Below are 12,215 nucleotides of genomic sequence, written 5' to 3'. Positions count from 1 at the left end.
TTACCATTTGCTCTCTTTGCACAGAAACCAGCTGTGCCCGCAGCATTACGTGAAGTTAGCGGAATTGTGAAGGACAGTACTGGTGCGTTTATACCAGGAGCATTAATTGAGCTCAAATCAATAAAAGACACTTTAAAAACGGCGATAAATGAATACGGTATCTTTACGTTTCAGAATGTGAAGCAGGCCGTATTTACCCTAACTATCAGTAGTATTGGGTATCGTACTTTAGTCCGAAAATTTTTAAATAACGATTTGTCCGACATGATAGTGCTGGATCCTATAATTCTCAGAGATGATCAGCGAATCTTGAATGAAGTAAATATAAAAGGTAAAGTAGGTATCATTTACAAAACGGACACAATTGAATATCGTGCCAGCGACTATAAAGTAAGAGCATACGCTTCTGTTGGCGACTTACTTAAAAAGATGGAGGGTGTTGAAGTTTCAAACGATGGGAGGGTAACCCACAACGGTGAGGCAGTAAAGAAAGCCAAATTTAATGGGATCGATTATTTTGGCGGTGATATCAAAAATGCTACAATTGAGTTGCCGGCCGACATTGTGGAGAAAATTCAATTTATTGATGATTATGGTGATAAGGCGGCGAGAACCGGGATTAAAGATGGTAATCCACTTAAAACCCTGAATATAGTTTCAAAAGCAGATAAATCTGTTGGAACTTTAGCCGAAGTAGTTGCCGAATTGGGTCAACAAAAGCGCTATAAGGCCAACGTCGGCATAAAGCGAATTGAAGGTGCCAAGCAAATCGGGGCTGCTGCTAATCTGGACCAAAGGCTTGCTGGTGTAACAAACAATGTTTCTGGTGCTGCTGAAAATGCGAACGGTAGCGCCGATATCAGTGGTGGCTACTTAAAGAATAAATCAGCAGACCTCAGCTACCGAAATCAGTTCAATAAAAAAGTAGTTTTACAGGGCTCTTATAAATATCGATTGGAAGATCAGGATGTTGATAAGAATAGTTTATCAGAAGAAATTTTTAATACGGGCTTAATCAGGAGCAACAATACAAGTAAAATTAATACTTCAAAACAACAACACACATTTAATGGTAAGGTTGAATATAATATTACTCCGGCAACCTGGTTGATCGTAAACCCGTACCTCTCTTACAATAAATCCAATTGGCAAAATTTTGACGTTAAAGCACAAAGCGGTGCGATTCATGTCAATCAATATACCAAAAACCAAACTAACTTCCGTAATCCGGAATTCGGCGCAACAGTGCTGCTGGGCCATAATTTTGAAGAGAAAGGGAAAGTATTAAGTATGGAAATAGCTGCTCATCAAAAACTACAATCCGAAACAAAGAACAATTCCGACAGTTTAATCTACTTTAATGCGTCCGGTTTACAGGAGACTGAATTTATTCAGCATTTTTTAATAAGAGACAAAAATCCTTATCAGAATTATCGGGCGAGTTTCACTTTTAGCAAGCCAATCACTGAAAAGACAAAGCTGGAATTAAATATCCAGTCTTCGGTTAAGGATTATCACAACAGGCGTCAAACTTATAACCTCAGTGTTTCTGCTGACGAACAGATAGACTCATTAAGTAATATTATAGATTATACTTTTGTAGAAAACAAATTCTACCTCAATTATAAGCTGGAAAAGGAAACATTTAAAGCTACATTTGGTCTGGTAGCCATGCCGGTTTATTTAAATGGCAGTTCTTTTATTTCGGGTAATAAAATCTCACGTAGCATGTTTAGGTTGGTTCCGAATTTAAGAATGGATTATTATCCTTCAAGGCAGTCCAGGCTTTCGGTTTCTTACATGGCCAATGTAATCGAACCACAGTTTGAAGAAATACAAGCCGGGCGGGATGCCAGCAATTCTCAGAACATTATCCATGGAAATCCCGACCTGAAATCTGGGATGCGGCACAGCTTGTCTGTAAACTTGAACAGCTACCTGAGCCGTGCCAGAATGAATATTGCGTTGAATCTTAGTGGAATGCTTTTGGAGAATAGTATATCCAGAAACATTTTGTTGGTTCCTGATCAATTTAACCAGTTAAAAAGAGAAACTTATTTCCAGAATACCAATGGCAATTATAGTTTGTATAGCTATCATAATTTGTCCAAGTCTATCGGCGACTACAGTTTGAAAATAGAATTAAATGGGCTTACTACATATAATCGGGCTGTGTCTTTAAGTAATAGCAAAGAGAATTTAAGTGAAAGTTGGACCAGTAGGCAGCGCTTAAAATTGCAAACTATTCCCTGGGACTGGCTCGAGGTAAATCCCGGAGTTGGCTTTCTTTTAAACAAAACAAATTTTAGCCTGTCGCCAGCAAGCGCCATTTCAAGGAAAACCTATTCCATAAACATGGATGCTGTGGTATTTTTTGACAAAACTTTTTATTTGAGTTTTGATGCGGAGAAATATATGGTCAAAGGAATTGCGTTTAATGAAACAGTAAATCCTTTTATTGTAAATCTTAGCATATCCAAGCGACTGTTCCCCAGAAAAAATGCAACTGTTGGACTCAAGGCTTTTGATTTATTAAAGCAGAACAATTTTATCAATCGCATGCTCACTCCAAATGGATATGCAGATAGCAGAACCAATGTTAGTAGCAGGTATGTAACCGTTAATTTTACCTGGCGGCCTCAGGTATGGTCTGGCGGTAAAAAAGTAAACAATAAACGGCATGGAGACGGAAGTTTTATGCCAGATTAGCATTTGTATGACCTGATATTGATGAAGAAAAACAACTTAAATAAACTAAATTTTAAATTATGAAAAAACTTGTTGCTCTTACCAAAGCAGAAATGAAAAAAGTATCCGGGGGCGGTGGAATTTGCCCTGAAGGCTTATGCTGGAATGCAAACACTCAGACATGTGATTTTATTAACGAAGGTGACCATTGTCCTGACACCATTACCTGTATCATAGTCGCCAAAAGTTATCCGCCTGATTGCGGAACCGGCGCCTATATTACAATGCCGGCTACTCAGGATCCTTTTGCCTGGTGTGCAGCCCAGCCATGTTGCGACCAGATCACCTGCTTTAACTAACACTTCTGGCCCCACTTAACACATAAACAACTTTACCAAATTCCGGGCAGTAAACAAATGTAAGAACTGAGCCCTTTAGCTGTGTTTGTGCTGCGTTCGGGATGTGTTCGAGAGTGGAAGCACCTTGAATACGCGTTGGCTACCCCTTGGCAAGGCCTGTGGCTATATCAAGGCGCTGCCACCCCCCCCGTCAATGCGCTTTCAATGCACCTTCAAAGTAAAACGCATCCCAAACGAGGATAGAATGCAGATCGAACCTGAGACCAACTAACCAATTTCCCGCTTCATCGATCCAAACTGCCTTTCTGCCTATTCCCTGTTTAATACCCGGCAGATGTCCCGTAATTTTATTTTCAATCTAACACCTTAGTGATTAGGAGGGCAAACAGGGGAGAGGTGTTTTTAGGGTTGCAGATCTTTTCTGCATGTATAATTTATCCGTAGGTAGTGGCGCTACCTGCGGATTTATAAAACTGGCACGCGTTATGCATTGTTTAACTATACCAAATTTTAAGATCATGGAACGTAAACAGAAAACAGATCCTTTTTCAGAGCAGATCAACATCGTCGAAAATTTTGAAGTAGAGTATTGGGCTAATAAACTGGGCATCAGACCAAGGCTGCTTAGAGAAATTGTAAAAACAACGGGTAATAATGTACACGATATACAGAAATACCTGAACAAATAGATACAAAATCAGAACTATAATAACACCCTGTCAACGCAATTGGCAGGGTGTTTTTGTTATGGCGGCTTTATTTTAAATAAAGACTACTTTTATTTAGATTGATTCCAGTTAATTGTTAGCTTTGCGGAAATTTAAAGCATATGTATAAAAAATGTACCCAAAAGAAACATTTCATGAAATTATTGCTGCTTATGGGCAGTGTGTTATTTCTACCCCTCATGGGTTACGCATCTCACTATAAACTTATTGAAAGAAATGTAACAATGACTGACAAAGGCAGCATCAAGGGTACCGTAAAGACCAGTGACGGAAGACCTGCCGAATTTGTGACCATTGCCATTAAAGGCGTAAAAAGTGCGCAGGTTGATGCAAAAGGTAATTACCTGCTAAAAGATCTGGAGTCCGGCACCTATAAACTTATAGTTAGTTTTATAGGTCGGATTGTTCAACAGAAAGAAATTACTGTTGTGGCAGGTGAAACGACCACTGTTGATTTTGAACTTTCCGAGAACAACGAACAACTGGAAGAGGTAGTGGTAAACGGAGGGAGTACCAACAAATTTGCTGTAAAGAGAACCACAACCGCAGCCAAGATGCCATTGGGTAACCTGGAGAACCCGCAAATCTATACTACGATACCTAAAACATTACTTGCCGAGCAGATGGTAACGGAGTTTAGCATGGCACTGAAAAATAGCCCTGGTATCTATAAGGTACAGGGAAGCAGAGGTATCAATGCCGATGGCGCCTCATCTTATACTATGCGCGGTTTCCGCACAGAGGCATCGCTGGTAGATGGTATACCCTCACAAACCAATGGAGAGATTGATCCCGTAAATGTTGAACGTGTGGAGCTGGTTAAAGGCCCATCAGGAACACTTTACGGCGGTGCCGTAGTTGCATTTGGCGGTTTGATTAATATCGCTACCAAAAAGCCTGTGGATACCTTGGGTGGGGAGTTGAATTACACTACCGGAAGTTACGGGCTGAACCGGATTTCGGCAGATGTATATGGCCCGGTGAACAAAGATAAAAAGTTGTTGTTCAGGATGTCTGCTGCCTACCAGAACCAGAACAGCTTTCAGGATGCCGGTTTCAAAAAGTCGGTTTTTGCTGCCCCCGCATTTGAATACAGGGTAAATGAAAAGCTGACATTAAACTTAAATGCCAGTTTCTATGAATCGAAAGGGACGAGTACCCCCTCCATCTTCTTAAACCGGGCGCGTAAGTTTATCGCTACAACACCGGAAGAACTGAATTTCGACTGGAAACGTTCCTTTACCAGCAATGATATTGTGATGAAGAACCCTACTGTAAACGCAAGGGCACAAGTTACCTACAAAATATCTGATCAATGGACTTCGCAATCCATTTACTCCAGTAATAGCCGCAAATCAGACGGATTTTACCAGTACCAGTTTATCAGAGGCACTGCCTCTGATGAGATGCTGGAACGTAATGTGTCCCTGCAAAATACGGTAAATACCGCCACAGATATTCAGCAGAATTTTATTGGTGATTTTAAGATTGCAGGTCTCCGTAACAGGCTGATTGTAGGGTTGGATTACCTGAACCAAACCATAAACAATAACAATTCACCTTACCTGGTATTTGACAATACAAGTGGTATAACTGCTGATCCTAATTATATCAGGATTTCACGTTTGGCAATAGAAGCCGGACTGGATAGCCTGGACAGACTTTATAAACTGGATCCTATAAAAAATGGTAAATATGCCCCTGGAAAAAACAATACCAAAAGCAACATTTACAGTGCTTATGCTTCCAATGTGTTAAATGTTACAGACAAGTTAGCTGCTATGCTCAGCTTGCGCATAGACCGTTTTCATAATAGAGGCACTTATAACCAGGCAACTGCCAAACTTGTAGATAGCAGCAGCTATCTTCAAACCTCTGTTTCTCCTAAACTTGGTTTGGTATACCAGGTGTTAAAAGATAAGGTTTCGCTATTTGGAAATTACATGAACGGCTTTAGCTATGTGGCCCCGGTAACACAACCTCCGCATTCCAATGTTTCGGGTACTTTTAAACCCCAGCAGGCAAATCAGCTTGAAGCCGGTGTAAAAATGGAGTTATTTGAAGGTAAACTGAGTTTTACAGCAAGTGCCTATAACATCTCAGTGAAAGATATGACCCGTGTTGAGGAGGTAACAATAGGGGGAGCAAACTATATGATCACTGTACAGAATGGGACACAAAAAAGTAAGGGAGTTGAACTGGAGTTGATTACCAACCCTATTGAAGGGTTAAATATTATAGCAGGTTATAGCTACAATGACAGTAAGCTGATTAAATCAACCCCACAAACCGAAGGGCGCAGACCACCATCAGCAGGACCGGCAACATTGATCAATTCATGGATCAGTTATGCCATTCCGCATGGTAACTTGAAAGGATTGGGAATGGGTACGGGGATTAATTTCATTGATAAACACCGGACTTCCAATACACTCACTACCGGGGTATTTACTTTGCCGTCTTATATCATGGCTACTGCAACCGTATTTTATGATAAGCCACAGTATAGGATAGGTGTTAAAGTTGATAACTTAGCGGACGAAAAGTATTTTGCAGGGCAAGGTGTACTTACCCCGCAAATGCCAAGGACTGTAGCGGCCAGCTTTACCTTTAAATTTTAATTGTTGACGATTAAAAAAATCATAGGACAAATTCACCTCTGGCTCGGATTAATTTCCGGGCTGGTGGTGTTTATATTAGGCCTTACCGGTTCCATTTATGCTTTTCAGGATGAGCTCAAAACGCTGATCTATAAAGACCGCCTGTATGTAGATGCACCCGCAGGTGCAGTGCGTTTGCCTTTAAGCCAATTGATAACGGTTGCCGAAAAGGCTTTGGGTACCGACCGTAAGCTCTCGCGGGCGGAGCTGTCGCAATTGCCGGGCCGTACCTATATGTTCAGGGCATTGAAACTGGACAGGGAGGCATTTGGCTATTGGAATTATTACCAGTACTATGATAAAGTATACCTGAACCCCTATACCGGGCAGGTAGTGTTTAAGGAAAATGCCAAAAAGGAGTTTTTTACCGTAGTGCTGGCCTTGCACATGAACCTGCTTATGGGCGACAATGTAGGCCACTTTGTGGTAAAATGGTCTGTAGTATGTTTTGTTGTTTTGCTGCTAACCGGGCTGGTATTGTGGTGGCCAAAAAAATGGAAACGCAAGCAGTTGAAGAAGCGCTTTTCGGTAAAATGGAATGCTAAATTTAAACGCCTCAATTACGATCTGCACAATGTTTTTGGCTTTTATAGCTTTTTGGCGCTGATGATTATTGCAGGTACAGGCTTAATGTGGTCTTTTGAACTAACTACAGATAAGAAGGCCAAAGTACTATCGGATACTACCCAAATGACGGATGTAATACCGGCAGACCTTATCCTGAAACAAGCGCTGAAGGCGTCGCCTGAAACTGTATATTTTTTATACAATTTCCCTTCTGTAAAAAGCGGAACAGTAAATGTTTCTGCTTATCAAAGCAAAATGCAGCTTTACGACCGGGTACAATACAGGTTTGACCGGTACAGCGGAAAGCTGCTGCAACAGCCCCAATCTTTTGCACAGCTATCGGCAGGTGCTAAAATTATTGCTATGAACTACGACCTGCATACCGGAAGCGCCCTGGGGCTTACCGGAAAATTGCTGGCCTTTTTGGCCGGAATTATTGCTGCAGGCCTGCCTGTAACCGGTTTCCTGATCTGGTGGAAACGAGAAAAATCGAAATAAATGTAAAATAAACATGACATATTGATTTATTTACTTGACACATATGTAAGAAATACTTTACATTTGGTAAAACAAAATTGATGTTATGAAAAATCGCTTACTTCTTCCCAGCAAATACAAGGTATATGGCTGGGTTATTTTTTTAATTTTTGTGTTATTGCACGTTTTTGCAAATATCATTTACCCCGAACTGGGCTCAAAGCTTCCCCTCTCTTTTCAAAAGAATGGTCCGACGTCTTTTTTTGATCCGGACTCGAACATGACTTTTTCCGGGGCAGGAATTCTGCTAGGTTTAATGTTAATTTGTTTTGCTTCAGAAAAAGGGGAGGATGAATATATCTCCTACCTTAGGCTGCGCTCCTGGCAGCTTTCTGTTCTGATTTCTTATGGAATATTGTTTGTAGCTAATTTGCTGGTATACGGCGGTGCTTTTTTTAGTTTTATGATTTACAACCTCCTTACGGTGTTACTCGTGTTTATTATTACTTTTAACCTAAGTTTGTATAAACTTAAAAGAGAAAGGCTTGCTGATGAAAAATAACCTGCGTGTACAGAGAGCCATTAAAAATATCACCCAGGCCGAGCTGGCTGAAATGATCCAGGTATCAAGACAAACCGTCAATACGATAGAATCTGGCAAATACGTGCCCTCAACGGTGCTTGCCTTAAAAATGGCAAAGGTGTTTGAAGTGCCTGTGGAAGCAATTTTTGAACTGGAAGAAGGGGATTGACCCCAATGCAGGCCGGTTGTTTGATCGTAGTTTAGCTTTACAAGCTTGCGGCCTGCTATTTACTTTATACTCTGGGACCAATCCCTGAAATTTAGCTCAAATTTAGTCTCTCCATTGGAATAACTACCCACCGGAGTCCAGCCTTGAAGCTTATAGAAGCGCTCTGCACGTGTATTCGGAGCTGTACCCAAAACTACCTTGTCTTTAGTTTGTTGAAAATACCAATCTATCATTAGTCGATGCAATTCCTTTCCAATTCCTTTTTCCGCAAAATCCGGATCTACAAATAATGCCCATACACTCCTTTCTAACAGGTCTATAATTGAGAAACCTACAACCTGGCCATCTACCTCACAAACCCAGCCTTTCCCTTTCTCGGAAATGTAATAGGCTACATCTTTATCGGGAACAAGATCAGGATTGCTTAGGGTATTTTCTTTAACCAGGTGTCTCACTACCTGCATCTGTTTAATATCTGAGTGTTCTGCAGTTCTAAAAATCATATACACAAACGTAGCAATTTCGCCGGAATAAAGTTAATTACCGCTTACTTTGTCGCCCTTAACAGGAGAATATTCTGTTTTTGAGAACCCGTTTACTTTCAATTTATCGAAGAAACATTTTATTCCGGTAGCTTTTGTAAAGTCTTCGGTATCCTGAATGTGGAAATGTAGGTGTGGCTCGGAGGAATTGCCCGAATTGCCACAAAAGCCTAGTAGTTGTCCGCGTTTTACCAGGTCAGCTTGTTTTACTTTTACAGAATTTTGCTTGAAATGCGCGAAAAGGATATACTCGTTGTTTTTGGTTTTAAGAAGGACGGAATTGCCTGCAACATACATGGGATTCAGCACTCCCGGTATGTTGTCTTTAATTCCATCTACGGCAAGTACAACTTCGGCATCGCAGGGGGCAAAGAGCGGCTGTCCGAATGCATAATAGTCCTCGTTTGATTTGCCCGTGGTTTTGAAGCTTTTACCAGCCTCGTTATGAATGATAATGTCGAAGGCATGCTTTTGAAATTTGGAAACAATGTGATAATTGGTTTCTTTGGAATCACCTCCCCAGAATACCGTCCATTCTCCTTTAAAAGGTAGTGTCATTGGGGTGGTATTCCTTTTTGGTGCCAACCGGTCCTGCTCTTCATAGGGCCTGGCATATAAACCCATAATTTCTTTGCTGTTGTTTATAGCTATACTAAGCATTATTGTGCCATTTTGGAAGGTTGATTTATATGCTCCGAAACCATCCAGATATTCCTGAAAGTCCATTGTGCTGATATTCCCGTACTTAGTTTTAAGCTGGCTTAGAAAGCCCCGGGTTTTTTCCAGGGGCAGGTTGACTTTTGTACTGGCCGAGAACATCGAAAAAATGCTGTCTGGCTGATTGCTGTTGTAATATTTTTTAAATGCAACGGCTGCGTATTTACTTTCGGGACTTTCTGTTTGTCCGTATACCGTTAGAACGGATAGGAACAGCAGAACTACACCGGGTAATTTCTTCATATTTTTCAGGTTTTAGATATTAGTCGTTTAAGTTGTGAAAAAATTACACTATTTTTCTATTTTCATCCCAAACTATGCCAAACCAAAACTCACCACTTTACCAGAGCGCTAAAAAACTGTGGAATACGGTAGTAAAAGAAGATGCTGCCCACACGTACGAATTGCAATTAGAGCTTGATCTGCATAAGCGATTGCTCAATCTTTTTCAGCCTGGAACTTATTACTATTATGTTTTTAATATTTTTCAGGCCGAATTTGAATATGTAAGCCCCGGCGTTACCCAGGTATTGGGTTACCCGCCCGAGGAAATGACCATTCATCGTTTCCTGGAAATATTGCACCCCGACGATAAGCCTTACTTTTTACAGTTCGAAAAACGGATTACAGAGTTTTTCAAAGCTTTGCCATTTGAAAAGATCCCTAAGTATAAGATGCAGTACGACATCAGGATGCGCGCCAGCAACGGCCGGTACATAAGGTTGCTGCATCAGGCGGTACAGATAGATTATGATGAATCCAATTACTACCGCACGCTTGACATTGATACCGATATTACCCACATCAAGCCCGAAGGCACACCAACCTTTTCCATCATAGGCCTTGATGGAGAACCGTCGTACTATAATATTACTGAGGCCAATACGCTTACCCAATCGTACGACCTGTTTACACGAAGGGAAAGGGCAGTTTTAAAACTAATTGTTGAAAACAAAAGCAGTAAGGAAATAGCGGATGTACTATTTATAAGTCCGCATACGGTAAGTGCCCACCGCAAAAACATACTGAGAAAAGCGGATGTTAGAACACCAGTAGAGCTGGTGTGCAAGGCCTTGCATGAAGGGTGGATATGATGGCTAAAGGCTGCTTAAAATAGCTAGCCATAGCTATTTTTTAAGCACAGAACTTGCTGGAAATTTGTAGGGGACCATGAACCTAATCCTCCCTTACAATGAAAAAACTTTACTTTTTATTCCTGCTCCTGCTTGGCGCAGGTTATAGTTTTGGACAAAAAAACTTTGGCCCCTGGGAACAGTTGAGCTGCTATAAAGGCCTTTACGTTAGAATAGAAAAAGGTCATTATGATAAAAAGACCAATCAGTGGTTTTATCTGATTGAATTCCAAAACCGGTACAACCAAAAAGTAGGCTTTACCTATTATTTTTATAACCCCGCTACACAAAAACCCAAGGACGTAAACCCGGGGTATACCTTTGGCGATGCCTATCCAAGACTTAAGCCTGGTGGCATAACACGTCAGCAGATTGCCGTTGTTGGCGAAGGAAATCCCATAGCCCAGGTGTTTGATGTCTGTTTTGTGTTCAACAAAGATGGCCAGACCAGCTGTACGGCCGAAGCATACAAAGGAAACGGAAGCTTTGCGCAATGTGACAATGGTACGCCCAACTACATAGTTTATACTACCACCGCAGAAAACGACAACAGTACTGCCAAAGGCACAGGTAATTTTAGCAATGAAACCAGCCCGGGAAATGCCCAACAGAAAAAGTTTGATAACCTGATTGTTCAGGGCGATAATGCCTTTGGCAGCAAAAACTATAACAATGCTATGGGTTATTATATGCAGGCGCAAAACACTGCCGTAACTGATGAGCAAAAAAGCAAGGCGAGGGAAAAGTACAGCCGGGCGTCTGAAGCCAGGCAAACAGAAATAAGGGGGCAGCGTGTAGCAGCGGCAAAAAACCAGGATAATACGGAGAATGTAGCTTATACTGCCGCTGCGGGTGCTGCCATTGGGGCCATGTCGCTTATAAATGACGGCTATACACACCGTGGCTTTTCGGGCAAGTTTCAGGTGGGGGTAGGATATGACCAGACACCTATGATCACCAATGCTGCCGCAACTTCTTATCCCGATAAAGTAGCTTACCCGACGGTGGATTTTGGGCTAAGGTTTGAAATACTGAACAACAAGCCTGTTAACATTAACCTTAGGGGCTTGTATTCGGTAGGAATTCATGCTTTTGAAACCGGTGTTAGCGGAACGCACGTGATCACCGGCGTAGATGGCGGACTGCAATTCTGGTACAAAACAGATACAAAGTTTAAACTGTTTGCCGACTTTGGCTGGTACCATAGGGTAGGCGATAGAAAGAGGGATCAGGATGCTGTAAATGGAGGTGAATCGGCTACCGACGACGTGCGGGAAGGCAAGTACAACTATAAGGTAGTGCGGTTTGGTTTTGGGCCGATGCTGCACCTTAGAGATGGAGGCAAAGAAACATGGCTAAAACCCGGAGTGTATTTCGATAAGGTCTCTTTTGCCAAGGATGACAAACCTACACTGTTGGTTGCGCTAAATGCCAATATCAAAAGTGCGATTAATATTGAGGCTGCTTACGGCAAAGACTACCCGGCGGGTGGTACAGCGAATTTCCCGAGTGCTTTTACAGCTGACAAGCAGAATTACTTTTCCATCAGAATAATGAGACAAGGAAAACTTTGGTGAAAACTATTTGCTATT

The 12,215-nt window shown here is 41.5% G+C and carries 11 protein-coding genes; 9 read left to right on the top strand and 2 right to left on the bottom strand.

What is annotated here, in order from left to right:
* Positions 1-33 precede the first annotated feature (33 nt).
* From ABIE26_RS12960 to ABIE26_RS12930, 7 genes are all read left to right on the top strand, one after another.
* Positions 34-2,709: an outer membrane beta-barrel protein gene (locus ABIE26_RS12960; RefSeq protein ID WP_310142308.1), complete on the top strand. Its 2,676-nt coding sequence runs from the start codon at positions 34-36 to the stop codon at positions 2,707-2,709.
* Positions 2,710-2,768: 59 nt separating this feature from the next.
* Positions 2,769-3,047, top strand: coding sequence for a hypothetical protein (locus ABIE26_RS12955; protein WP_310142309.1), 279 nt, complete (start codon positions 2,769-2,771; stop codon positions 3,045-3,047).
* 518 nt (positions 3,048-3,565) lie between these two features.
* Positions 3,566-3,736 carry a DUF3606 domain-containing protein gene (locus ABIE26_RS12950; protein WP_310142311.1) on the top strand — a complete coding sequence of 57 codons (171 nt, stop codon included), beginning with the start codon at positions 3,566-3,568 and terminating at the stop codon, positions 3,734-3,736.
* Between the two features lie 173 nt (positions 3,737-3,909).
* A complete protein-coding gene (locus ABIE26_RS12945) occupies positions 3,910-6,396 on the top strand; it encodes a TonB-dependent receptor (RefSeq protein ID WP_310142313.1) in 2,487 nt (828 codons plus the stop codon).
* Between the two features lie 3 nt (positions 6,397-6,399).
* Positions 6,400-7,500 carry a PepSY-associated TM helix domain-containing protein gene (locus ABIE26_RS12940; RefSeq protein WP_310142314.1) on the top strand — a complete coding sequence of 367 codons (1,101 nt, stop codon included), beginning with the start codon at positions 6,400-6,402 and terminating at the stop codon, positions 7,498-7,500.
* 85 nt (positions 7,501-7,585) lie between these two features.
* Positions 7,586-8,041: a hypothetical protein gene (locus ABIE26_RS12935; RefSeq protein WP_310142315.1), complete on the top strand. Its 456-nt coding sequence runs from the start codon at positions 7,586-7,588 to the stop codon at positions 8,039-8,041.
* On the top strand, positions 8,031-8,231 hold the full coding sequence (locus ABIE26_RS12930) for a helix-turn-helix transcriptional regulator (RefSeq protein WP_310142316.1): 201 nt from the start codon (positions 8,031-8,033) through the stop codon (positions 8,229-8,231). The genes ABIE26_RS12935 and ABIE26_RS12930 overlap by 11 nt, the downstream gene beginning before the upstream one ends.
* Before the next feature lie 59 nt (positions 8,232-8,290).
* Here ABIE26_RS12930 and ABIE26_RS12925 read toward each other — a convergent pair whose 3' ends face one another.
* Both ABIE26_RS12925 and ABIE26_RS12920 read right to left on the bottom strand, forming a co-directional pair.
* Positions 8,291-8,734, bottom strand: coding sequence for a GNAT family N-acetyltransferase (locus ABIE26_RS12925; protein ID WP_354375756.1), 444 nt, complete (start codon positions 8,732-8,734; stop codon positions 8,291-8,293).
* 33 nt (positions 8,735-8,767) lie between these two features.
* A complete protein-coding gene (locus ABIE26_RS12920; protein ID WP_310142319.1) occupies positions 8,768-9,733 on the bottom strand; it encodes a peptidoglycan DD-metalloendopeptidase family protein in 966 nt (321 codons plus the stop codon).
* Between the two features lie 74 nt (positions 9,734-9,807).
* Here ABIE26_RS12920 and ABIE26_RS12915 point away from each other — a divergent pair, with 74 nt between their 5' ends.
* Together ABIE26_RS12915 and ABIE26_RS12910 are read left to right on the top strand one after the other, a co-directional pair.
* On the top strand, positions 9,808-10,584 hold the full coding sequence (locus ABIE26_RS12915) for a LuxR C-terminal-related transcriptional regulator (RefSeq protein ID WP_310142320.1): 777 nt from the start codon (positions 9,808-9,810) through the stop codon (positions 10,582-10,584).
* A gap of 98 nt (positions 10,585-10,682) precedes the next feature.
* Positions 10,683-12,200 (top strand): hypothetical protein, encoded by a 1,518-nt coding sequence (locus tag ABIE26_RS12910; protein WP_310142322.1) that lies wholly within the window; start codon positions 10,683-10,685, stop codon positions 12,198-12,200.
* Positions 12,201-12,215: the final 15 nt, after the last annotated feature.

The sequence above is a fragment of the Pedobacter africanus genome, from assembly GCF_040548825.1.
Lineage (GTDB): Bacteria > Bacteroidota > Bacteroidia > Sphingobacteriales > Sphingobacteriaceae > Pedobacter > Pedobacter africanus_A.
This window is presented reverse-complemented; position numbering and strand designations above follow the sequence as displayed.